The organism is Actinoplanes sp. CA-030573 (assembly GCF_050951115.1).
Taxonomy (GTDB): domain Bacteria; phylum Actinomycetota; class Actinomycetes; order Mycobacteriales; family Micromonosporaceae; genus Actinoplanes.
This window is the reverse complement of sequence record NZ_CP192038.1, coordinates 59,654-81,287: the sequence shown is the minus strand read 5'-3', so window position 1 is coordinate 81,287 and position 21,634 is coordinate 59,654. Positions and strand designations below refer to the sequence as shown.

At 69.6% G+C, this 21,634-nt stretch carries 23 protein-coding genes; 13 read left to right on the top strand and 10 right to left on the bottom strand.

Going from position 1 to position 21,634, the window contains the following annotated elements; all coding sequences use genetic code 11:
* Window positions 1-20: 20 nt before the first annotated feature.
* Entirely contained in the window at window positions 21-212 is a 192-nt protein-coding gene (locus ACQP2F_RS00395) for a hypothetical protein (RefSeq protein ID WP_433299656.1), read from the bottom strand.
* A gap of 54 nt (window positions 213-266) precedes the next feature.
* Here ACQP2F_RS00395 and ACQP2F_RS00390 point away from each other — a divergent pair, with 54 nt between their 5' ends.
* Window positions 267-1,133: a hypothetical protein gene (locus ACQP2F_RS00390; protein WP_433299654.1), complete on the top strand. Its 867-nt coding sequence runs from the start codon at window positions 267-269 to the stop codon at window positions 1,131-1,133.
* Window positions 1,134-1,167: 34 nt separating this feature from the next.
* Here ACQP2F_RS00390 and ACQP2F_RS00385 read toward each other — a convergent pair whose 3' ends face one another.
* From ACQP2F_RS00385 to ACQP2F_RS00375, 3 genes are all read right to left on the bottom strand, one after another.
* Complete coding sequence (locus ACQP2F_RS00385) at window positions 1,168-1,725, bottom strand: PIN domain-containing protein (protein ID WP_433299652.1); 558 nt, start codon at window positions 1,723-1,725, stop codon at window positions 1,168-1,170.
* Window positions 1,726-1,729: 4 nt separating this feature from the next.
* Entirely contained in the window at window positions 1,730-2,188 is a 459-nt protein-coding gene (locus ACQP2F_RS00380; RefSeq protein ID WP_433299650.1) for an excisionase family DNA-binding protein, read from the bottom strand.
* Window positions 2,189-2,272: 84 nt separating this feature from the next.
* Window positions 2,273-3,097 carry a LamG-like jellyroll fold domain-containing protein gene (locus ACQP2F_RS00375; protein WP_433299648.1) on the bottom strand — a complete coding sequence of 275 codons (825 nt, stop codon included), beginning with the start codon at window positions 3,095-3,097 and terminating at the stop codon, window positions 2,273-2,275.
* A 211-nt stretch (window positions 3,098-3,308) separates the two neighbouring features.
* Between ACQP2F_RS00375 and ACQP2F_RS00370 the strand changes: the two genes are divergently transcribed.
* The 10 genes from ACQP2F_RS00370 to ACQP2F_RS00325 all read left to right on the top strand — a co-directional run bounded on the left by ACQP2F_RS00370 (window position 3,309) and on the right by ACQP2F_RS00325 (window position 12,009).
* Complete coding sequence (locus ACQP2F_RS00370) at window positions 3,309-4,010, top strand: 4-carboxy-4-hydroxy-2-oxoadipate aldolase/oxaloacetate decarboxylase (RefSeq protein WP_433299646.1); 702 nt, start codon at window positions 3,309-3,311, stop codon at window positions 4,008-4,010.
* Entirely contained in the window at window positions 4,003-5,070 is a 1,068-nt protein-coding gene (locus tag ACQP2F_RS00365; RefSeq protein ID WP_433299644.1) for a 4-oxalomesaconate tautomerase, read from the top strand. Before ACQP2F_RS00370 ends, ACQP2F_RS00365 begins: the two co-directional genes overlap by 8 nt.
* A gap of 9 nt (window positions 5,071-5,079) precedes the next feature.
* Window positions 5,080-6,042, top strand: a complete 963-nt coding sequence (locus ACQP2F_RS00360; RefSeq protein WP_433299642.1) for a VOC family protein — start codon at window positions 5,080-5,082, stop codon at window positions 6,040-6,042.
* Window positions 6,039-7,040 (top strand): amidohydrolase family protein, encoded by a 1,002-nt coding sequence (locus ACQP2F_RS00355; protein WP_433299640.1) that lies wholly within the window; start codon window positions 6,039-6,041, stop codon window positions 7,038-7,040. The genes ACQP2F_RS00360 and ACQP2F_RS00355 overlap by 4 nt, the downstream gene beginning before the upstream one ends.
* The gene (locus ACQP2F_RS00350) at window positions 7,027-7,677 is read left to right on the top strand and encodes a GntR family transcriptional regulator (protein ID WP_433299638.1); all 651 of its coding nucleotides are present in this window, start codon (window positions 7,027-7,029) and stop codon (window positions 7,675-7,677) included. Before ACQP2F_RS00355 ends, ACQP2F_RS00350 begins: the two co-directional genes overlap by 14 nt.
* Window positions 7,674-8,444 carry a DUF1932 domain-containing protein gene (locus ACQP2F_RS00345; protein WP_433299636.1) on the top strand — a complete coding sequence of 257 codons (771 nt, stop codon included), beginning with the start codon at window positions 7,674-7,676 and terminating at the stop codon, window positions 8,442-8,444. Before ACQP2F_RS00350 ends, ACQP2F_RS00345 begins: the two co-directional genes overlap by 4 nt.
* Window positions 8,445-8,658: 214 nt before the next feature.
* Window positions 8,659-9,621, top strand: coding sequence for an ABC transporter substrate-binding protein (locus tag ACQP2F_RS00340; RefSeq protein ID WP_433299634.1), 963 nt, complete (start codon window positions 8,659-8,661; stop codon window positions 9,619-9,621).
* Entirely contained in the window at window positions 9,618-10,424 is an 807-nt protein-coding gene (locus ACQP2F_RS00335) for an ABC transporter permease (RefSeq protein ID WP_433299632.1), read from the top strand. Before ACQP2F_RS00340 ends, ACQP2F_RS00335 begins: the two co-directional genes overlap by 4 nt.
* The gene (locus ACQP2F_RS00330) at window positions 10,421-11,200 is read left to right on the top strand and encodes an ABC transporter permease (RefSeq protein WP_433299630.1); all 780 of its coding nucleotides are present in this window, start codon (window positions 10,421-10,423) and stop codon (window positions 11,198-11,200) included. The genes ACQP2F_RS00335 and ACQP2F_RS00330 overlap by 4 nt, the downstream gene beginning before the upstream one ends.
* An 11-nt stretch (window positions 11,201-11,211) precedes the next feature.
* Window positions 11,212-12,009, top strand: a complete 798-nt coding sequence (locus ACQP2F_RS00325) for an ABC transporter ATP-binding protein (RefSeq protein WP_433299628.1) — start codon at window positions 11,212-11,214, stop codon at window positions 12,007-12,009.
* A 408-nt stretch (window positions 12,010-12,417) separates the two neighbouring features.
* On the opposite strand, the gene ACQP2F_RS00320 is transcribed toward ACQP2F_RS00325, so the two are convergent.
* The 3 genes from ACQP2F_RS00320 to ACQP2F_RS00310 all read right to left on the bottom strand — a co-directional run bounded on the left by ACQP2F_RS00320 (window position 12,418) and on the right by ACQP2F_RS00310 (window position 16,191).
* Window positions 12,418-13,716 carry a hypothetical protein gene (locus ACQP2F_RS00320; protein WP_433299626.1) on the bottom strand — a complete coding sequence of 433 codons (1,299 nt, stop codon included), beginning with the start codon at window positions 13,714-13,716 and terminating at the stop codon, window positions 12,418-12,420.
* Between the two features lie 107 nt (window positions 13,717-13,823).
* The gene (locus ACQP2F_RS00315) at window positions 13,824-14,861 is read right to left on the bottom strand and encodes a hemolysin family protein (protein ID WP_433299624.1); all 1,038 of its coding nucleotides are present in this window, start codon (window positions 14,859-14,861) and stop codon (window positions 13,824-13,826) included.
* The gene (locus ACQP2F_RS00310; RefSeq protein WP_433307932.1) at window positions 14,854-16,191 is read right to left on the bottom strand and encodes a hemolysin family protein; all 1,338 of its coding nucleotides are present in this window, start codon (window positions 16,189-16,191) and stop codon (window positions 14,854-14,856) included. Before ACQP2F_RS00310 ends, ACQP2F_RS00315 begins: the two co-directional genes overlap by 8 nt.
* Before the next feature lie 107 nt (window positions 16,192-16,298).
* Between ACQP2F_RS00310 and ACQP2F_RS00305 the strand changes: the two genes are divergently transcribed.
* A complete protein-coding gene (locus ACQP2F_RS00305; protein WP_433299622.1) occupies window positions 16,299-16,964 on the top strand; it encodes a GOLPH3/VPS74 family protein in 666 nt (221 codons plus the stop codon).
* On the opposite strand, the gene ACQP2F_RS00300 is transcribed toward ACQP2F_RS00305, so the two are convergent.
* Window positions 16,961-19,090 carry a (Fe-S)-binding protein gene (locus tag ACQP2F_RS00300; RefSeq protein WP_433299620.1) on the bottom strand — a complete coding sequence of 710 codons (2,130 nt, stop codon included), beginning with the start codon at window positions 19,088-19,090 and terminating at the stop codon, window positions 16,961-16,963. The two genes, ACQP2F_RS00305 and ACQP2F_RS00300, sit on opposite strands and share 4 nt — an antisense overlap.
* Before the next feature lie 185 nt (window positions 19,091-19,275).
* The gene (locus ACQP2F_RS00295) at window positions 19,276-19,539 is read right to left on the bottom strand and encodes a cell division protein CrgA (RefSeq protein ID WP_378975669.1); all 264 of its coding nucleotides are present in this window, start codon (window positions 19,537-19,539) and stop codon (window positions 19,276-19,278) included.
* A 182-nt stretch (window positions 19,540-19,721) separates the two neighbouring features.
* On the opposite strand from ACQP2F_RS00295, the gene ACQP2F_RS00290 reads away from it, so the two are divergent.
* Window positions 19,722-20,531, top strand: coding sequence for a DUF881 domain-containing protein (locus ACQP2F_RS00290; protein WP_433299618.1), 810 nt, complete (start codon window positions 19,722-19,724; stop codon window positions 20,529-20,531).
* A 558-nt stretch (window positions 20,532-21,089) separates the two neighbouring features.
* Here the strand turns inward: ACQP2F_RS00290 and ACQP2F_RS00285 are convergent.
* A complete protein-coding gene (locus tag ACQP2F_RS00285; RefSeq protein WP_433299616.1) occupies window positions 21,090-21,371 on the bottom strand; it encodes a hypothetical protein in 282 nt (93 codons plus the stop codon).
* Between the last annotated feature and the right edge of the window lie 263 nt (window positions 21,372-21,634).

Here is a 21,634-nt window from a genome sequence, read left to right as displayed (position 1 = left end):
CTGACCCGCGCGACCTGGGGTCAGCGGCGGCGGAGCAGGCGGCGCCAGCGGGGGGTGGGTAGTGGTGTGGCGGGGGCGTGGTCGGCCTCGGCTGCGCGCAACGCGGTGGCGTCTCGCGCTCGGGCGTCGTTCAGGACCGTGGTCATGGCGAAGCCGCCGTGGTCGGCGTGGACCTGGCTGGCCAGCCATCCGATCGAGTCGTCTCGGCGCATATCCCACGGTAACCCGGCTCGGCCATTTTGGACGGTCCCGCTAGCCTTCCGCGGATGGGTTACTCGGGGACGATCGTGGTCGGGCGGTCGGAACGGCCGCTGGTGGAGCTCCGCGCGCTGCGGCGGTTCGGCTATCGGCATCATTGGCTGCGCCAACTCGGCGATGGGTGGCAGCTCGTGGAGACGGCCGGCTGGGACGATCCGCCGGATCTGGTCGGAGCCACCCGTGCGCTCAGCGCCGAGAGCGGGTCACCCTCCTTCGGCGCGTACGTCAATGACAGTGACTGCGCCGGCATGTGCGTCGACGATGGGCCACTCACGCACCTCCCCGACGTCGACGCGCCCTGTGCGGTCTACTCGCACGGGGCCGGCAAGGAGCCCGAGCCGCGCGCCGTGGACGAGGTCGTCGACGAGTTCGTCGCGTGGTCGGGACGGGCCGGACTGACGGCCGACGCCGCGCGGATCCGGCACGCGCTGACCGGCGACGAAGTGGCCGACGAGCTGCTGTTCAGGCTGGTGGAAGCGCTCGGCGTGCGGCGCATCGGGCGTACCGAAAAATGGGCTTTCGGCATTTCCAGCCGGCCGTACGCCCTGATCACCAGCTACTTCGGGTTGGCGACCCGGGCCCGCGCCCGGCTGGCCTGGGACGAGGCGCCGCCGGAGCCGTGGGAGACGGCGGCGATCCGGCTCGACGAGGACCTGTGGGCGGCGCTCTACCGGCCGGACGCCGACGTGGCCACGCTGACGACGCGGGTGGCGGAGGTGCTCGAGGCCTACAACGCCCACCAGGTGCAGGCCAACGAGCCGGACCGGCGGCACGAGGAGCTGTTCGCGATGCTGACCGCCGGCACCCTCAATCCCGACCACGAGGACGACGACCACGGCCGCCGATGGGCCGACCGGCGCGCGACCGCGGAGTGACGACCAACTCGAGTGCTCGAGACCTTGCGGTAGCTCAGGGCCGAGCGCGCAGCTCCGCCACGCTGATCGCCAGCCCCGAGCGCTCGAGCCGGTCCAGGACGTCGTCGACGCTGCCCGGCGGGCTTTTCCACGAGTCGGCGATCTGCTGGACCGACGCATAGATCGCGCTGCGGTCGAGGCTGATCTGATCTCGCACGAACTCGTCCGGCGACTTCGGATCGATATCCCATCTGCGGAGCTCATCCGCCGGAAAGTCGCGGAGGTTCGTGGTGACGATCACCTGAGCCCGCGCCTTGATCGCCGCGGCCAGCACGTGGCGATCGTCGGGGTCCGGCAGCTTGAGCGAATCCACCAGGGCCTCATGACCGCTGACCTTCCAGTCCCGAACGGCCGAGGCCATCAGTGCTCGCGTGCGCTCCAGACGGGCGGCGTCCAGATCGGGCCGCTGCCTTCGCAATGCGGCGAACATCTCGTCGAGGATGTCATCGGTCCACTTGGCCTGGACGAGTCCGGACTGGGCGATCCGGATGAGCAAGTCCCGCAGTGTGCTCGGGTAAAGCACGCTGGCGTCGTAGACGACGACGAAGGACATCCTGCTAGCTCAAATCCATGTCCTGCGCCAACTGCGCCAGCTCATCCGCCGCGGCGCGGCGCCTCATGTCGTCGCGGTGCTTGTAGGTGAGCACCGAGCCGGCGAGAACGCGCCGGTGGGTACCGACCTTCCGGAACTCGATGACGCCGGCCTCGAGCAGCCCGATCAGGTACGGCCGGGAGACGTTGAGCAGGGCGGCGGCCTGTTGGGTGGTGAGCTCGGCGTGCTCCGGCACCACCGAGACACCGTGCCCGTTGGCCATGTGCGCCAGGACCCGCGCGAGCAGTTCGACTGCCCCTCGGGGCACCACCAACTCGTCGCCTTCGCCGTCGTCGACCACGCGGACGACGGCCGGGCCCGAGGGATGCGTACGCAGGTACTCCTGGACACGTGGCAGCGCCTCGGCTGCCACCGCGATCGACTCCTCGTCCGGGCTTACCGGGCTCATCGCTACCGCCGCCATCTCCGCACCTCCTCCGACCGGACGGGCTGAGACGAGTCTAAACGAATTATCCGCAGCATTCGAAGCAAACGCAACGGTGACGCGTCAAGAACCGATCGTCAGGAAGACGTTGTCGATCTCGCCGGCGTATTGGTCGTTTCCCTGGGCCGCGCCCTTGCCGCCGACGCGCAGCGGCTCGGCGTTCGCGATCGACAAGCGTGGCGGCACGTGCACCCACGCTCGCGGCACACCGTCGACCGCGAGGGTCAGGCGGTTGCCGATGCGCGAGCAGGTCAGGTCGTGCCAGCGGCCGTCGGCCACGTCGATCCACGGCTCGGCCCGGTAGATGCGGCCGGTTCGGCCGGTGATCACGCAGCTCGGGTGGCCCAGCAGGTGGTCCACCTGCAGCTTGAACTGGCTGACGCCGCCGACCGAATAACCCTTCTGCACCACGTTGGCGCCGTCCGACAGGTCGCCGTGGGTCATCAGCACCGACGCGCCGTACTCGAGCCTCCGCGTGCCGGGGTTGAGGCTGTCGTCGCGGTAACCCTCGAGGATCGCCCGCGGGCATTCGCTCTCCTCGGCCAGCGTGCACCGGTCCGGATAGGCAACGGCAAGACCCATTCCCTGGGGTACGAGCCGGAGCGCGCCCCCGTTCGCGCCGAGCGGCCGCAGCTCGTGACCGCCGGCCTGATCCGTGATCGGCCGGTGCACCCCGGCGTCGAACGTGTACCGCAGGCTGACCGGCGCGGTCGCTAGCTCGACCGGCCCGGGCGGCACCGGCGCGACCGGCTCCGGCCGGCTCGGCAGCAAGCCGGCCGGCGGCGAGGTGATCTGGACGGCGGCCTGTTCGGGGGCCGGGTCGCGGTGAGCCAGCACCAGCCCGGCGACGAGGAGCAGGGCTCCCGTCAGAGCGAGACAGCGAGACATGGGGTAATTGTCCGTATTGCCCAGCTGGAAGCGAATCCTGCCCCCCGAAACCGCGAGAAGCACCCGAAAGAGGGCCACCCCGCGAGGCCGGCAAGCGCGAGGAACTATAGGGCGAACAATGTTGTCGACAATGCCGGGAAACGAGCGTTGGACGCGCTAGAGCTGTCGCCGTGATTGTTGACAATCCATCCGAGGGCCCTACGCTGGCGGGATGAGGACGGTAGTGGTGACCGATCCGCCGCGCGCGGACGTCGACGATGCCGAGACCCTGGGCGGATACGGCGTGGCCACCGTGCACGAGGCGCTCGGCCGGGTCGGCTACCTCGGCCCCGAGTTCCGCCCGGCCTGGGCCGGCGCCCGGATGGGTGGCACCGCGGTGACGGTCCTGTGCTGGCCGGGCGACAACCTGATGATCCACGTGGCGGTCGAGCAGTGCCGTCCCGGCGACGTGCTGGTGGTGGCGACCAACTCGCCGTCCACCGATGGGCTCTTCGGCGAGCTGTTCGCCGGCGCCCTGCAGCGCCGGGGCGTCCGGGGGGCGGTGCTGGCCAGCGGCGTACGCGATGTGGCCGACCTGCGCGAGATGCGGTTCCCGGTGTGGTCCCGCGCGATCAGCGCCCAGGGCTCGGTGAAGGCGACCGCCGGCGCGGTGAACGTGCCGATCGTGCTCGGCGGCCAGACGATCCATCCCGGCGACGTGATCCTCGGCGACGACGACGGCGTCACGGTCGTACCCCGAAACGACGTGTCCCGTGCGCTGACCGCCGGAAAGGCCCGCCTCGACAAGGAAGCGGCGACCCGGGCCGCGTTCGCCGCCGGCGAGCTCGGCCTCGACCGCTACGGCCTGCGTCCGAAGCTGCCCGAGCTGGGCATCGAGTACGTCTCCTACGAGGAGTACGTCAACGGTGACTGACTACGACAGCACCGGGGTGCGCTGCATGATGCTGCGCGGCGGCACGTCGCGGGGGCTGTACTTCGAGGCCGGCGACCTGCCGTCCGACCCGGCCGAGCGCGACGACCTGCTGCTGCGCCTGATGGGCACGCCCGATCCCCGGCAGATCGACGGTCTCGGCGGCGCCACGTCGCTGACCAGCAAGGTCGCCGTGATCAGTCGCTCCGGGCACCCGGCCGCCGACATCGACTACCTGTTCCTGCAGCTCGGCGTCGACGAGCCGACGGTCAGCGACGCGCAGAACTGCGGCAACATCCTCGCCGGCGTCGGGCCGTTCGCGGTCGAGCGTGGCCTGGTCGCGGCCGGTGACGAGGAGACCGGCGTCCGGATCCGGATGGTCAACTCGGACAGCATCGCGGTCGCCCACTTCGCCACCCCCGCCGGTCGCGTCGAGTACCGCGGCGACGTGCTGATCTCCGGCGTTCCGGGCAGCGCGTCCCCAGTGGTGCTGAGCTTCGGCGACTCCACCGGCCCCCTGCTGCCGACCGGCCGGGTCCGCGACACGATCGACGGCGTCGAGGCGACCTGCGTCGACAACGGCATGCCGGTGGTGCTCGCGACGGCCGGGTCGTTCGGCCTGACCGGGTACGAGTCGCACGCCCGGCTCGCCGCCGACCAGCCGCTGCTCGACCGGGTCGACGCGTTCCGGCGCAAGGCCGCCCGGCTGATGGGCCTGGGCGACGACCCCGGATCGGTGCCGAAGACCGTGCTGCTCGCCCCGCCCCGCGACGGCGGCCGGGTCAGCACCCGGTCGTTCATCCCCGTCCAGCCGCACACGTCGATCGGCGTGCTGGCCGCGATCAGCGTGGTCACCGGCATGCTGCTGCCCGGCGCGGTCGGACACGAGCTGACCGCGGGCTGGCCGGCCGACCGGTCCCAGGTCGACGTCGAGCACCCGACCGGTCACCTGTTGGTCGACGTGGTCGTCGACGGTGCTGCCACGCCACCGCGGGTCGTCCGGTCGGGCGTCGTGCGTACCGCGCGCAAGCTCTTCGACGGCATCGCGTTCCCCCGCGGGTAAGGAGAATCCGTGCACCAGGTCGCGCATCTCGCGCACATCGAGCTTCGCACCCCGGTCCTCGAGGAGAGCGTCGCGTTCTTCACGAACTACCTGGGCCTGACCGTGAACGGCGAGTCCGGCGACTCGGTCTTCCTGCGCGCGTGGGACGACTACGAGAACATCACGATCAAGATCACCGGGCACGCGACCTCGGGCGTCGGGCGCACCTTCCTGCGGGCCGCGAGCCCCGGCTCGTTGCGGGATCTCGTCCTTCGGATCGAGGCGACCGGGCGCGGCATCGGCTGGACGGACGGCGATCCGGGGTACGGCCCGACCTACCTCTTCCGCGACCCGGACGGCCATAAGCTGGGCCTCTACTACGAGAGCGCATGGTTCCGCCCGTCGGACGAGCTGCGGCCGGCGCTGAAGAACCAGGCCCAGGCCTATCCGGCGCGCGGGGTCAGCGTGCGGCGCCTCGACCACATCAACTACCTGGGTGTCGACGTCGAGGCCAACCGCGACTTCCTGCGCGACACGCTCGGCGCCCTGGTCACCGAGCAAATCGTGCTCGACGACGGCAGCGTCGCCGGCAGCTGGACCACCTTCACCAACAAGGGCTACGACGTCGTCTACACCCGCGACCGCACCGGCACCCGCGGGCGCCTGCATCACATCGCGTTCGCCACCGACACCCGTGAGGACATTCTCAAGGCCGCCGACATCGCGCTCGAGCAGGGCGTCTTCATCGAGACCGGCCCGCACAAACATGCCATTCAACAGACCTTCTTCCTGTACGTGTACGAGCCCGGCGGCAACCGCATCGAGCTGTGCAACGCCGGCGCCCGGCTCGTGCTCGCGCCCGACTGGCAGCCGGTGGACTGGACCGAGGCCGAACGGGCGAAGGGCCAGGCCTGGGGCCTGCAGACGATCGCGTCGTTCCACACGCACGGCACGCCCCCGGTCCCGGCCCACGTCGGAGAGGAAGCCAAGTGATCATCGACTGCCACGGGCACTACACGACCGTGCCCGCCGCGCACACCGCGTGGCGCAAAGCGCAGCTGACGGCGGAATCGACCCCGAACTATCCCACCATTTCGGACGATGAGATCCGGGAGTCGATCGAGGGCAGCCAGCTGCGGCTGATGGACGAGCGCGGCGTCGACCTGACGATCTTCTCCCCGCGGGCGTCGGCGATGGCCCACCACGAGGGTGACGAGACGGTCAGCCGCCGCTGGGCCGAGGTCTGCAACGACCTGATCCACCGGGTCACGCAGCTGTTTCCGGGGCGGTTCGCCGGCGTGTGCCAGCTGCCGCAGTCACCCGGGGTCCCGATCGCCAACTCGATCGGCGAGCTGCGACGCTGCGTACGGGAAATGGGATTTGTCGGTTGTAATCTCAACCCCGACCCGAGCGGTGGCCACTGGACCTCGGCGCCGCTGACCGACCGCAGCTGGTACCCGTTCTACGAGGCGATGGTCGAGCTCGACGTGCCGGCCATGGTGCACGTCTCGGCCGTGACCAACCCGAACTTCCACGCCACCGGGTCGGCCTACCTCAACGCGGATACCACCGCGTTCATGCAGTTCCTGCAGTCCGACCTGTTCAAGGACTTCCCCGGTCTCCGGATGATCATTCCGCACGGCGGCGGCGCGGTTCCGTACCACTGGGGTCGGTTCCGGGGTCTGGCCGACATGCTCGATCGTCCGCCGCTCGCCGAGGGCGTCATGGGCAACGTCTTCTTCGACACGTGCGTCTATCACCAGGCCGGCATCAACCTCCTGTTCGACGTCATCGAGATCGACAACCTGCTGTTCGGCTCGGAGATGGTCGGGGCCGTCCGCGGCATCGACCCGCAGACCGGTCACTACTTCGACGACACCCGTCGCTACGTCGAGGCGTTGGACCTTGCGCCCGGCGACCGCGCCAAGGTCTTCGAGCACAACGCCCGCCGTGTCTATCCCCGACTGGAAGCCCATCTTGCCGCCCGATGAGAAATCCCAGGCCGCCCGGTACGCGTTGCGCGACGCGATCCTGAGCGGCGAGTACCTGCCCGGCGAACGGCTGGTCGAGGCGCAGCTGTGTGAACGGCTCGGGGTGAGCCGCTTCAACGTCCGGGCCGCGCTGCAGGATCTGGCCGCCGACGGGCTGGTCAAGGTCGAGCGGAACAAGGGCGCCCACGTCCGGAAGGTGACGCTGGACGAGGCGGTCGAGATCACCGAGGTCCGCATGGTGCTGGAGGGCCTGGTCGCCGCCCGGGCCGCGAGCCGGGTGACCGATGAGCAGGCCAGCGAGCTCGACGAGATCGGGCTGCTGATGCGGCGGGCGGTGAGCGCCGGCGAGTTCCGGCGCTACGGCGATCTCAACCAGCGCCTGCACGGGCTGATCCGGGACATCGCCGGCCACCGCACCGCCGAGGGCATCATCGAGACGTTGCGCGGCCAGCTCGTCCGCCACCAGTTCATGCTCTCGCTCCACCCCGGACGACCGGCGATCTCGCTGCCGCAGCACGAGCGGATCATCGAGGCGATCCGGGAGCGGGATCCGAAGGCCGCGGAGTCGGCGATGCGCGAGCACATCGCGAGCGTGATCGAGGCGCTGCGGGACATCGACGCCATGGAGTTGCGATGAGGAATCCGCCGATCCCGGTGATCGCGGTGCTCGGCCTCGGCGAGGCCGGCGGGCTGATCGCGGCCGGTCTGGCCGAGGCCGGCGCGCTGGTCCGCGGCTACGACCCGCGCGTCGATGCGCCGGCCGGCGTGACGAACTGCGCGAGCGGCGCCGAAGCCTGCGCCGGCGCGGACCTGGTGCTCAGCGTCAACAGTGCCGCCGACGCACCGGACGCCCTGGCCGAGGGGATGCCGGGCTGCGCACCCGGCACACTCTGGGCCGATCTGAACACGGCGTCCCCCGGCGAGAAGACGTCGTTGGCGGAGACGGCACGTGATCGGGTTCGGGTGGTGGACGTCGCCCTGATGTCGCCGGTGCCGGGCCGCGGCCTGTTGACGCCGATGACCGTAAGCGGGCCGGCGGCGGCCGACTATGCCGCGGTCATGCGGCCGCTCGGCGCCCGGGTCGACGTGCTCGACGGCCCGGTCGGCTCGGCCGCCACCCATAAGCTGCTGCGCAGCGTGTTCTACAAGGGACTCGCCGCCGCCGTGCTCGAGGCGACGGCCGCCGCCCGGGCCGCCGGCCTCTCCGACTGGGTGCGCGGCAACATCACCGAGGAGCTGATCAAGGCGGATGCGGCCACATTGGACCGGCTGCTCACCGGCTCGAGGACCCATGCCGTCCGCCGGATCCACGAGATGGAGGCGGCTGCCCGGTTGCTCGATGACCTCGGCGTACCGGCGCGCGTCACCCGGGCCAGCCGAGATTGGCTCGCCGACCTCACGTAACCAGAATTGTTAACAATCATAGTTCGCTTGCGAACTGGTCTTTTATCTCAGCTCGGCAAAATCGTTGACAATCGTGTAGCCCACGCTCTAGCGTTTCGCAAGTGGTACGGGACACACTCGACCGCTCGGGACATTGGTCTACGAATGGTAGATCCTTCGTCCTCGCGCTCAGTACCAGTCAATTCCGACCAGTGGAAACGGTTGCTGAGAAACCATGCTGAGAAAACGGCTCATCGCATTGCTCACCGTCACCGCGCTCGTGGCCACCACGGCCGCCTGCGGTGGCTCGGACGACTCTTCGGACAACGGCGCGGCGAACTCACCGGACAAGGTCAAGGTCGGCGTCATCCCGATCGTCGACGTGGCGCCCATCTACCTCGGCAAGGCCAAGGGCTTCTTCTCGAAGCAGAACATCGACCTCACGCTCGAGCAGGCCCAGGGCGGCGCCGCGATCGTGCCGGCCGTGGTCAGTGGGCAGTACCAGTTCGGCTTCAGCAACGTGGTGTCGCTGATGCTGGCCGGGTCCAAGAACGTACCGATCAAGATGGTCGCGAACGGCAACAACGCGACCGCCGACCCCAAGAAGGACTTCGGCGGGCTGGTCGTGAAGGACCCGAGCATCACGCGGCCCAAGGACCTCGAGGGCAAGACCGTTGCCGCCAACACGTTGAAGAACATCGTGGCCACCACGGTGAACGAGCTGGTCCGCAAGGACGGCGGCGACCCGTCGAAGGTCAAGTACGTCGAGGTCGGCTTCCCCGACATGGCCGCGGCGCTCGACGCCGGCCGGGTGCAGGGAATCTTCGTGGTCGAGCCGTTCCTGGCCTCGGCGCTGGCGAAGGGGTGGAAGCAGATCGGCGCGTACGCCGACGTGAAGCCCAGCCTCATGATCGCGTCCTATTTCACCTCCGCCCAGCTGCTCGGTGAGAAGGCCGACCTGGCCAAGCGCTTCACCGCGGCCATGAAGGAGTCGCTGGCGTACGCCGACGCCCACCCCGACGAGGTGCGGCAGATCGTCACCACCTACACGACGATCAAGGCGGATCTGGCGGCGGCCATGACCCTGCCGAAGTACGCGCCGGAGATCGACACGGCGTCGTTGGAGCTGATGAGCGGCCTGATGGTCAAGGACGGCCTGGTCACGGCCCCGGTCGACACGGCGAAGCTGCTTCAGTGAGCACGTCGCCAGGCGTCCTGCGCAGGGCCGGAGACTCTCCGGCCCTGCTCGGGCTGGTCGGGCTTCTCGGCGTCGGCGCGCTGCTCGAGATCCTCCCGCGGATCGGCGTGCTCCCGGCCGAGTATTTCCCGCCGACCAGCCGGATCGTGCGCGCGCTCGTCGACGAGCTCGGTCGCGCCGGCTTCTGGCGCGCGGTCGGCGGCACGGTCACGACCTGGCTGATCGGTCTGGCCATCGCCGTGGTGGCGGGCATCGTGCTCGGCATCGTGATCGGCTCGGTGCCGGCGCTGCGGCTCGCCACCGCCTCGACCATCGAGTTCCTTCGCCCGATCCCCTCGGTGGCGCTGCTGCCGTTGGCGATCGTGCTGTTCAGCGCCCCGATCCGGTCGATCCTGCTGCTGGTCGTCTACGCGTCCTTCTGGCAGGTGCTGATCCAGGTGCTGCACGGCGTCACCGACGTCGACCCGGTCGCCCGCGAGACGGCGGCTTCGTACCGGCTCGGACGCTGGCGCCAGGCGCGCTATCTCGTCTGGCCGACCACCCTCCCGTACGCGATGACCGGCATTCGTCTTGCCGCCTCGGTGGCGCTGGTCCTCACCATCACCGGTGAGCTGCTGATCGGCGGCACCAAGGGCATCGGCGAGGAGATCGCCGTCGCGCAGAGCAGCATCGCGGTCCCGTCGATGTACGCGTTGATCGTCGTCTCCGGTCTGATCGGCCTGGCCGCCAACCTGGCCACCCGCCGGGCCGAACGCGTGGTGCTCGCCTGGCACCCGTCGGTGCGAAGGGAGCTCGCGCTGTGACCCTCTTCCTGCGGCGCGTCCTGCTGCTGATCGGCCTGCCCGTGATCCTGCTGGTGACCTGGTGGTTCGCGAGCGCCGGCAGCACCAGCTTCTACCAGCCGCCGCTGGAGACGATCGTCAAGGTCTTCCCCGGCACCTGGAACGCCGCCCGGTTCAAGAGCGATGTGCTGCCCAGCCTCATCCGGCTCTTCATCGGATACGGCCTGGCGCTGGTGATCGGCATCGGCCTCGGCGTGCTGATCGGCGCCAACCGCCGGCTGCGCGCGCTGGTCGAGCCGATCCTGGAGTTCCTCCGGGCGATCCCGCCCCCGGTGCTGGTGCCGATCCTCATTCTGATCGCCGGCATCGGCAACCCGACCAAGGTGCTGGTCATCGTGGTCGGCGGTGTCTGGCCGGTGCTGCTGAACACGGTGGAGGGTGTGCGCGGCGTCGACGAGGTCCTCTCCGACACCTGCCGCAGCTACGGCATCGGCGGTTGGCTACGGATGCGTACGTTCATCCTGCGGGGCGCGAGTCCGCAGATCGTGGTCGGCGCTCGTCAGGCGCTGTCCATCAGCATCATCATGATGGTTATCGGTGAGCTGCTGGGCGCGACCGACGGCCTGGGCTACACGGTCGTGGAGTTCCAGCGCGGCTTCCAGATCCCCGAGATGTGGAGCGGCGTGTTCGTGCTGGGCCTGCTCGGCGTCCTGCTGTCGCTGGCCTTCTCCCTCGTCGAGCGGCGAGTCCTGAACTGGTACCACGGCGCGCGCGCCGCCGAGCGCAGCGGCCGATAGGAGGTATTGCGGTGCTGGAGATCCGGTCGCTGCGCAAGACGTACGGTGGCCAGGGCCGCCAGGTCGAGGCGCTGGGCGACATCACGTTGACCGTCGACGACGGCCAGTTCGTCTGCGTCGTCGGCCCGTCCGGCTGCGGCAAGACCACCCTGTTGCGCTGCGTGGGCGGCCTGCTCACCCCCACCTCCGGCGAGGTCGAGGTCGGCGGCAAGCCGGTCACCGGTCCCCCGGACGGCCTGGCGATCGTCTTCCAGGAGTACGGCCGGAGCCTGTTCCCGTGGTTGCGGGTGGCCGAGAACATCGAGTTGCCGCTGAAGTCCAAGGGCATACCGCGCGCGTCCCGCCAGCAGATCGTGGCCGAGTCGCTGGCCGCCGTCGACCTGGCCGACGCCGGCCGGGCCTACCCGTGGCAGCTCTCCGGCGGCATGCAGCAGCGGGTGGCGATCGCCCGGGCGATCGCCTTCCAGCCCAAGGTCATGCTCATGGACGAGCCGTTCGCCGCCGTCGACGCCCAAACCCGAGCCGACTTGGAGGATTTGGTACGAACGGTATGGAAGCGCTTCGGCATGACCATGCTGTTCGTAACCCACGACATCGACGAGGCCGTCTACTTGGGCGAGCGCGTCGTGGTGCTCTCGTCGTCGCCGACGCGCGTGCTCGAAAGCCTCGACATCGACCTGCCCGCCGACCGAGACCAGCTGAAGACCCGCTCCGACGCCCGTTTCGTAGAGCTGCGAACCCACGTATACGCCCAGATCCAACAGGCAAAGGGCGCCGGCCCGCATTCCGCGATAACCACAGCCAGCTAACACGCCGGCGACCGTGGCCACTCGCGGACCGAGGCAGCAGCGCTAGGCTGGCGCGGCGGCCCAAGGAGGCGGGAATATGTCGTCGAATCACAGCACGGTTCGCTTCAGCGCCACGGTCCACACGGAGGATGTCGTCGTCCTTCACCTGCTGCGAAGCTTGTGCCAGCTCTGCGAGTCGGGACCCTATAAACAGATTGCCTGGGGTGGCACAGGGCAGCGTGACTGGAAAAAGAACGGTAAACAGGTGACTCCTAGCGAGTAGCGACACCGATCCCGCCGTTCCGCGCCGCTAACCCAACTCGCACAGCGGCGTTTCCCGGGATACTCCGCCGTCTGTTCCGTCGCTGACGTCACGGTTCGGATGACCCCGGGATCGGTGGGACGCCGCGGGCGAGCCGATCGCGGGCGTCAGGCCGCGACAGCGTCCTCGATCGGAGCGCTCAGGCCGCGGACGAGCCGGCCCGCCTTCGTGTCGGGCTTGCTGACCGCCTGCACCGCCTTCGTGATGTTCTCCTTGGCGCCGGACGCGGACAGCCGGGACTGACCTCCCTCGTTGCGGGTCACCTTCCCGGCGATGCCGTTCCAGGTCTCGTTGACGAGCCAGTTGATGTCTCGCAGAGCCTGGCGTGCCTCCCGAATGCCCTGCTCGTTCCCGAGGAGAAAGTGCTGGCCGAGGCCGGCCAGGGCGAGGCGGATCGGGATGCTTCGCACCACTCTCGACTCGTCGACCAGAATCTCGGGTCCGCCGAAATGCCGGAAGATCTCGCCGAACCACTCGACGCCGGCCCGGTGCACCCTCTCCCAGTCGAGATCGGCCACGTACTCCGCATCCCGCTTGGCGATCGTCTTGCCGCTCGCCTTGTAGGCGCCGAGGGCGACCGCCTTCACCATCTGTTCCGCGTGGGTGAGCATCAGCAGCTCTCCGTGAACCCGGTGCGTGTGGGTGATCTGCCGGCCATCGGTGGCGAGACGGACGCCAAGCTCCTCGAAGATCTTCTTAGCCGCCCACACCCACTTGTTCCGGGGATCGATGTTGGCCTTCGTGATCTTGTCCATGGGCGTGCCCTCGTAGTTGAGGTCCACGAACATCTGAGCTGCCTGTTCCACGGTGATGCCGTGGTAGATCTCGATGGTCACCAGCTTGTTGAGTAGCTTGTCCTTCAACGCCTGCGACACGCTCTGGTCGGCGTTGATGTAGAGGCCGCACAGATGCCGGCATTCGCCGTCGGCGAGCGTGCCTCGTCCGAGGTTGCTGAAGTCGTACTCGGTCCAGACCGCCGCGTAACCGGGGATGTCGGCTTTGACGGGAGCCGCCGGCATCTTCTCCGGCCACACGCCGACGAAGCCGGGCAGCACCCCGAAATGCTCCTCGGAACTGTCGGCGAACTGCCGAAGCAGGTAGTCCCGGAGCGGCCCCTTCGTATTCTTCAACTTGGGCGTCGGGTCCAGAACCGAGACCGAGACGGACTGGCCGTTGACGCTGCGCTTCTGCACGACGGTCCGCTGGAATGGCCGCTGCATTTTCGCCCGCATCGGCGCGAGCTGGGCTACCCGCTCGTCGACGGTGAATCCCTGATCAATATCCCGGAGGGCGTCCTCCAGGACGAGGCCCGATGCGAAGTTGTCGAGCAGCCATTTGAACGGCATGACCGTAGTGAAATGGTTATCGCTGCGACGGAGGCCGCTGACGGTTTGCTTGCCGAGCACGTGATCTCCTAGCGGGTGACGCTGACCGTGCTAGCAATAATTGGGGCTCGAGCCCTTTCCGGACAATTACTCGAGAGAGTGAAAAATGGGCTCGAGCCCTTCGGCGGTTAGGAAGTGCGCGCCACGGCCACCCCGTGCGCCGGCTCACCCACCACCGCGTGGATCACGTCGTCCAATGTGATTACGCCCAGCGGGCGACGACCGTCGCTCACCAGCACGATGTGCAGGCGATCTCGGCGCATCGCCAGCAGCAGCTCGGCCAGCGTGCGGTCCGGCGACACCACGGCCAGCGGCCGGATCACGTCCGGCGGGATCGGCAGGCGGCGCTGGGCCGCCGCGTACCCGAGGATGTCCTTGACGTGCACGAAGCCCAGCACCCGCCGGGTCTCGCGCTGGACCACCGGGAACCGGGAGCGGCCGGTGCGGGTGGCGACCGCCTCGATGGTCGCGGGGGACGCGTCGTCGGCCACCGTCGTCACGCCGGACCAGGGGCGCAGCGTGTCGGCGGCGGTGCGGTCGTTCAGGCCGAGCGCCGCGTGGATGCGGGCGTACTGCTCCGAGCCGAGCAGGCCCTCGCTGCGGGCCTGGGTGACCATGCCGGCCAGCTCGTCGGCGGTGAAGACGGTCTTGACCGCGTCGGTGGCCTCGATCTTCCACAGCCCCAGCACCGTGCGTGACGCCCAGCGCATCGCGTTCAGCAGCGGCTTGGTGGCGGTGCAGAAGCCGAGCATGAACGGGCCGAGGATCAGCGCCGCGCGTTCGGGGCCGGCCAGCGTGATGTTCTTGGGCACCATCTCGCCGATGACCGTGTGCAGGAAGACGACCACGACCAAGGCCAGCACGAACGCGACCGGGTGCAGCATGTCGTCGGGCAGGCCGAGGTGGCCGAACGGGCCTTCGAGCAGGTGGGCCAGGGCCGGCTCGGCGATCGCGCCGAGGCCGAGCGAGCAGATCGTGATGCCGAGCTGGGCGCCGGCGATCATCAGGGGGATCTGGCTCATCGCCGAAAGAGCCCATCGGGCGGGCTTGGAGGTGGCGGCGAGCGGTTCCAGCGCCGTACGCCGGGAGGCGATCAGTGCGAACTCGCCACCCACGAACACCCCGTTGCCGAGCAGCAGCAGGATCGTGACCAGCACCTTAGTCATCGGCGGGCTCCGGTGCCGGGGCGACGACGCGGACCTGCTCGATGCGGTGCCGGTCGACCTCCATCACGGTGAACTCCCAGCCGTGCTCCTCCAGCGACTCGCCGACGACCGGGATGTGGCCCAGCCGCGCGAGCAGGAATCCGGCCAAGGTCTCGTACGGGCCCTCGGGAAGTTTGAACCCGGTCTGCTCCATGAGCTCGTCCTCGCGGAGCATGCCGTCGACCACGAAGGTCTTGCCGCCGCCGGGGGCCGTCAGCTCCTGGGCCCCGGCCTCGTCGACGTCGGTGTCGTACTCGTCGGAGATCTCGCCGACCAGCTCCTCGATCAGGTCCTCGACGGTGACCACGCCGTCGGTGCCGCCGTACTCGTCGACCACGATCGCCAGGTCGGCGTCCGCCTCGCGCAGGGCGGCGAGCACCCTGTCGAGGCCGAGGCTCTCCGGGACGTACACGGGCTCCTTGGCGATCGTCGCGACCTTGGTCGCGGCACGCCGCTCGGGTGGCACCCCGAGCGCGTCCGGCACCCCGACCACCCCCGTGACCACGTCGATGGTGTTCTCGTAGACGGGGAAGCGGGTGTGCCCGGTCTCGCGCGCGACGGAGATGAGGTCGGCCAGGCTCGCGGTGGTCTTGAGGCCGACCACGTCGACGCGCGGGGTCATGGCCTTGGCCGCGCGCTTCTCGCCGAAGCGGATCGTGCGGCGCAGCAGGGTCGCGGTCTCGGTCGGCAGCGCGCCGGCCCGGGCGCTGATCGCGGCGAGCAGGCCGAGCTCCTCCGGTGAGCGGGCACTGGCCAGCTCCTCCTGCGGCTCGATGCCGATCCGCCGGACCAGCCAGTTCGCCGACCCGTTGAGCGCCGCGATCAACCATTTGAAAAGACGCGAGAACGTACGCAACGGGGCCGCCGTCAGCAGCGCTACCCGCATGGGCCGGGCCAGTGCGGCGTTCTTGGGCACGAGCTCGCCGAACAGCATCGACAGCAGGGTGGCCACGATCAGCGCCAACGCGTGGGTGATGCCCTCGGTGGCGTCGCCGGCGATCGGCTCGACGATCGGGTTGAACAGCTTGGAAAGCGCGGGCTCGGCCAGGTAGCCGGTGAGAACGGTGGCCAGCGTGATGCCGAGCTGGGTGCCGGAGAGCTGGAACGACAGGTTGTGCAGCACGCGCTGCACGGTGACGGCCCGCCGGTCGCCCTCGGCCGCCCGTGTGTCGATCTCCGCCCGGTCGACCGTGACCAGCCCGAACTCGGCCGCCACGAAGAACGCGTTGATCGCCGTGAGCAGCGCGAATGCCGCCAACGGGAGCACCGCGGTCACGAGCAGGCCGTCCATGATCGGTTTCACCTCGGTCCTCATTGTGCCGGACCGGCCATCCACGCGGGTGAGCACGGGGCCCATATCACCGCGGAAGGGATACCGTCACCCGCTACCGTCGGGGCATGAGCATTGCCGAGGAGTTCCTGCTTCTGGCGTACGACGAGGACGGCACCCCGCTGACCGACGGCACTCGCCTCGACAACGGCCTGGGCGGGGCGATCCTGCTCGAGCTGGCGCTCGCCCGGCGGGTCGACATCGAGGACAAGCGCGTGGTCGTCATCGACCGGGGTCCGATCGGGGACGCGCTCGCTGACGATGGCCTGGCCCGGATCGCGGCCGACAAGCCCCGCAAACCCGGTCACTGGGTGACGAAGCTGTCCAAGCAGGCACGGCCCCGCATCCTGGAGAAGCTGGTGGCCGACGGCGTGCTGACCGTGGAGAAGGACCGGGTGCTCTGGGTTTTCCCGCGCACCAAGTACCCACCGGCGAGCGGCGAAGTCCCGGCGGTGGAGGCCGAGGCGCGCGAGCGGATCCGGGCCGCCGTCCTCGGGACGGGGGCGGTCGAGCCGCGTACGGCCGCCTTGTGCGCTTTGATCGCCGCCACCGAGCTGGACCGGAAGATCCTCGCCGGAGTGGACCGGAAGCGGGTGAAGACCCGCCTCAAGGAGATCGGCGAGGGCGCGTGGGCGGCCGAGGCCGTGCGCAAGACGATCGAGGAGATCCAGGCCGCCGTGATGGTCGCGATCATCGCCTCGACCACCGCGGCGACCGCCGGATCTTCGGCCTAGACCTCCTGTTTGAGCGACCGCAGCAGGACCGTCGCGACGTCGACGACCTCGACGTTCTCCTGCTCGGCCTTGGCCGTGACGCCGTCGCCGATCATCGTGTAGCAGAACGGGCAGCCGACCGCGATGGTCTTGGCGCCGGTCGACAGCGCCTCCTCGGTGCGCTCGATGTTGATGCGCTTGCCGATCTTCTCCTCCATCCACATGCGGGCACCGCCGGCGCCGCAGCAGAAGGAGCGTTCCTGGTTGCGCGGCATCTCGATGACGTTGGCCGCCTCGCCGAGGACCTCGCGGGGAGCGTCGAAGACCCGGTTGTGCCGGCCCAGGTAGCAGGGGTCGTGGTAGGTGACGTCGCCGTCGATCTTCTGCACCGGGGTCAGCTTGCCGGTGGCGACCAGGTGGGCCAGCAGCTGGGTGTGGTGCACGACCTCGACCTTGAGACCGAGCTGCTCGTACTCGTTGCCGAGGGTGTTGAAGCAGTGCGGGCAGGTGGCGACAATCTTCTTGACCTTCGCCTCCTGCAGGGTCTCGACGTTCTGCTGGGCGAGCATCTGGAAGACGAACTCGTTGCCGATCCGGCGCGCGGGGTCACCCGTACACGTCTCGCCCTCGCCCAGGATCGCGTAGTCGACGCCGGCCTCGTGCAGCAGCTTGGCCACCGCGCGGGTGGTCTTCTTGGCCCGGTCCTCGAACGCGCCGGCGCAACCGACCCAGAACAGGTACTCGAAGTCGTCCTTCTCGCCGACCCGCGGCACCTCGAAGTCCAGACCCTTGGTCCAGTCCTCCCGGGTGTTCTGCGGCGCGCCCCACGGGTTGCCCTTGTTCTCCAGGTTGCGCAGCATGACGCCGGCCTCGGAGGGGAAGCTCGACTCGATCAGCACCTGGTAGCGGCGCATGTCGACGATGTGGTCGACGTGCTCGATGTCGACCGGGCACTGCTCGACGCAGGCACCGCAGGTGGTGCAGGACCAGAGCACGTCGGGGTCGATGACGCCCTGCTCCTGTTCACCGCCGATCAGCGGGCGGTTGCCCTCGGCCAGCGACAGCACGTCCAGGTGGGCGAGCTGGGCCTCGGTCGCCTTCTCCTCGCCGGTCAAATCCTTACCACCACCGGCGAGCAGGTACGGGGCCTTCGCGTACGCGTGGTCGCGCAGGCTGAGCACCAGGAGCTTCGGCGACAGCGGCTTGCCGGTGTTCCAGGCCGGGCACTGCGACTGGCAGCGGCCGCACTCGGTGCAGGTGGAGAAGTCGAGCAGGCCCTTCCAGGTGAACTGCTCGACCTGGGCCACGCCGAACTGGTCCTTCTCCGGGTCGGCCTCCTCGAAGTCGAGCGGCTTGCCCCCGCTCGTCATCGGCCGCAGCGCGCCGAGGCCGGAACCGGCCGGCTTCTCCGGGCTGCGCTTGAAGAAGATGTTGAAGAACGCCAGGAAGCGGTGCCAGGCCACGCCCATGGTCGGGTTGAGCCCGATGGTGATCAGCCAGCCCATCGAGATGAGCAGCTTGACCAGCGCGACCCAGGTCGGGCCGTCCTCGGCTTCGGGCAGGACCGAGCCCACCGCGTGCGACAGCGGCGTGGCCCAGGCGGGGAACTCGAAGGTGTCGTTGGCGACCTTGAAGCCCCGGATCAGGAATCCGCAGATCAGCACGCCGAGGATCACGGCCTCGACGAAGTACGCCTGCCACATCGTCGAGCCGAGGAACCTGCTCCGTTTGGATCGGATCGCCTTTTGCCGGACGAAGATCAGATACAGGATCCCGGCCAGGCCGAGGATGCCGATCCACTCCGTGACCAACCCGTACGGCAGCCAGCCGCCGATGATCGGCAACCCGCCCTCGGGGTCGACGACCTCGAAGTAGGCCTCCAGGACCAGCAGGAACAGGATCATGAAGGAGACCATCACGAACCAGTGCGCCGCACCGATCGCCGACCACTTGAGCATGCGGGTGTGACCGAGGGTCTCCCGCAGCATGGTCGTGGTGCGGGCACCCTTGTCGGTGAAGCGCTCGGGCGCCGGCTGGCCCCTCCGGATCACCGAGGTGATCGTCAGGACGGCCCGCACCGCCAGCACGACGGCCGTGATCGTGACGGCGCCCGCCAGGACGGTGGCGATGATCTGCGCGATCCCCACGCTGTGCCTCCTTTTCCCGCTGTCGGCGCTATGTTACCCACGAGTAATCGATGGCCGCACGCCGCGGTACGAGTGGCCTTCGCGAACCACGCACCTGTCAGCCGAAGAGCGCACCCCGCTACCGGCGCGGGATGCGCTCAATTCGGACGAAGATCACACTACCCGCGTCAAGCGGGCATCGCGGCTCAACGCCAGCGCGACAGGATGCCGAGCGAGGCGACCATGCAGCCGAAGCCGACCGCGAGATTCCAGTACGACCAGGACTCCACCGGCCACTTCTGCGAGGACAGGTAGTAGACGACGAGCCAGGCGATGCCGACGACGATCAGCGTCACCGCCGTGATCGGCAGCCACGTGGGACTCGGCTTCTTGGACGCGGCCGCGACCGCCGGACGGACATCCGTCGGCGGGGTGTAGACCTTCTTCTTGCGAACCTGAGACTTCGGCACGGTGCTCTCCTGAAGGGCAACAAGTGGTGAACAACCCACCGCTGAGCGGCTCGGGATGCCCCGATTGCTGCCCGTGGCGAATACTGTTCGACAGCTAGCGTAGTCAAGGCGACGCGCAGACAGGCACCCGCCAGGCGAGGAAAATGCCCGGCGGGTCAAATTCGCCTTCGGAGGGATCAAAGGTGGAGTACACGACCGGCGCGCCTTCGTGGCGGCTCGTGCTGCGACGCGCCCTCGGTGGCCTGCGGCCACGCCGGGGCGCACAGCGGACTCGCGGGTGGTCGGTCGGCGTTCCCCTGATCGCGCTGGCCGCGGGGTTGCTGTTCACCACTTCGGCGCGTACGGCCGATGGCACCCAGCTGCGGGACGACCGCCGGCCGCAGCTGGCCCAGCTGATCGCCGACAAGCGGGTGCGGCTGGACGCCCGGGAGAAGACGGCCGCCAAGCTGCGGGCCGAGGTCGATCAGGACACGGCCCGGCTCGCCGAGGTCGACTCGCCGGTCAAGCAGGCCCGGGAACGAGCCGACGCGCTGCGGGCCACGGCCGGCTTCACCGCACTGCACGGTCCGGGCATAACGGTCAGCCTCAACGATTCGCCGCGGCGCGGCACCGATCTCGGCCCGAACGCCCCCGACAACGACGATCTCGTCGTCCACCAGGGTGACGTTCAGGCGGTCGTGAACGCCCTCTGGGCAGGTGGGGCCGAGGCAATGTCGATCATGGATGTCCGCGTCATCTCCACCAGCGCGGTACGCTGTGTCGGCAACACGCTGCTACTTCACGGCCAGGTCTTCTCACCACCTTTCAAGATCACGGCGATTGGCGAACCCACAGCGATGCATCGCGCGTTGGAATCCGCGGAGGGAGTCCAGCAGTTCCGCGATGCCGTCGCCGACTTCGGCCTCGGCTATACGGAAACCGTCGAAGGGAACGTGACTGTGCGGGCGTACGACGGGTCGAGTGACCTCCGATCCGCTCGGGTTGCCGAGTAATGGCGTCGGAGTCGGAGAACCAGCCCGCGGGCCTCAATTCGGGCCGCCACCGCGCACCCGACGGTGACGCCCAGACGGCCTACATCCCGCGGATCACAGACGCCTCCCCCGACGGCGTCCCCGGCGGCCCACTCGCGCCTTCCGTCGGCCTCGGCAGCTCGCCCGTGACCCCGCCGCCCCAGCCCGCAGCGCCCGCCGCCATGCCTGCGCCTGCGCCACCGACCACCGCCACCGCGCCGCCTGCGCCTATGTCGGCGGCCGCGCCACCTGCGCCTATGTCGGCGGCCGCGCCACCTGCGCCTATGTCGGCGGCCGCACCGCCCGCGCCCTCGTCGGCTACCGCGCCGCCCGCCGCCGCACCGCCTCGGCCCATGTCCGCTGCCGGTCCCCTTCCGTCCGGCACGATGCCTGCTGCGCCGCCGGCTTTCGGTGCACGAGCGGCCACCCCGGTCCCGCCACCGCCGCCCGTCGGCCCGGCGGCTCCGGTCGCCCGCGCGGCTACTCCTGTCCCGCCGCCCGCGACGCCTGCCGGACCCGCAGCTCCCATCGCCCGCGCGGCTACTCCTGTCCCGCCGCCCGCGACGCCTGCCGGACCCGCAGCTCCCATCGCCCGCGCAGCCACCCCCGTTCCGCCGCCCGCGACACCTGCCGGACCCGCAGCTCCCATCGCCCGCGCAGCCACCCCCGTTCCGCCGCCCGCGACACCTGCCGGACCCGCAGCACCCGTCGCCCGCGCGGCCACGCCGGTTCCACCTCCGGCAGCACCTGCAGCGCCTTCCAGCCCGGCGTCCTGGGCAGCCACGCCAGGCGCCCCGGGCCCCGCCGCACCCTCGGCGCCATCCAGCCCGGCCACCTGGGCAGCCACGCCAGGCGCCCCCGGCCCCGCCGCACCCTCGGCGCCATCCAGCCCGGCCACCTGGGCAGCCACGCCAGGCGCCCCCGGCCCCGCCGCACCCTCGGCGCCATCCAGCCCGGCCACCTGGGCAGCCACGCCAGGCGCCCCCGGCCCCGCCGCACCCTCGGCGCCATCCAGCCCGGCCACCTGGGCAGCCACGCCAGGCGCCCCCGGCCCCGCCGCACCCTCGGCGCCATCCAGCCCGGCC

Coding starts and splice junctions, on each gene's coding strand:
- ACQP2F_RS00315 (WP_433299624.1), bottom strand. CDS start 14,861: ATGACTAAGGTGCTGGTCACGATCCTGCTGCTGCTCGGCAACGGGGTG.
- ACQP2F_RS00380 (WP_433299650.1), bottom strand. CDS start 2,188: ATGGCGGCGGTAGCGATGAGCCCGGTAAGCCCGGACGAGGAGTCGATC.
- ACQP2F_RS00285 (WP_433299616.1), bottom strand. CDS start 21,371: ATGGCGCCGAGGGTGCGGCGGGGCCCGGGGCGCCTGGCGTGGCTGCCC.
- ACQP2F_RS00395 (WP_433299656.1), bottom strand. CDS start 212: ATGCGCCGAGACGACTCGATCGGATGGCTGGCCAGCCAGGTCCACGCC.
- ACQP2F_RS00390 (WP_433299654.1), top strand. CDS start 267: ATGGGTTACTCGGGGACGATCGTGGTCGGGCGGTCGGAACGGCCGCTG.
- ACQP2F_RS00375 (WP_433299648.1), bottom strand. CDS start 3,097: ATGTCTCGCTGTCTCGCTCTGACGGGAGCCCTGCTCCTCGTCGCCGGG.
- ACQP2F_RS00310 (WP_433307932.1), bottom strand. CDS start 16,191: ATGGACGGCCTGCTCGTGACCGCGGTGCTCCCGTTGGCGGCATTCGCG.
- ACQP2F_RS00345 (WP_433299636.1), top strand. CDS start 7,674: ATGAGGAATCCGCCGATCCCGGTGATCGCGGTGCTCGGCCTCGGCGAG.
- ACQP2F_RS00370 (WP_433299646.1), top strand. CDS start 3,309: ATGAGGACGGTAGTGGTGACCGATCCGCCGCGCGCGGACGTCGACGAT.
- ACQP2F_RS00305 (WP_433299622.1), top strand. CDS start 16,299: ATGAGCATTGCCGAGGAGTTCCTGCTTCTGGCGTACGACGAGGACGGC.
- ACQP2F_RS00385 (WP_433299652.1), bottom strand. CDS start 1,725: ATGTCCTTCGTCGTCGTCTACGACGCCAGCGTGCTTTACCCGAGCACA.
- ACQP2F_RS00340 (WP_433299634.1), top strand. CDS start 8,659: ATGCTGAGAAAACGGCTCATCGCATTGCTCACCGTCACCGCGCTCGTG.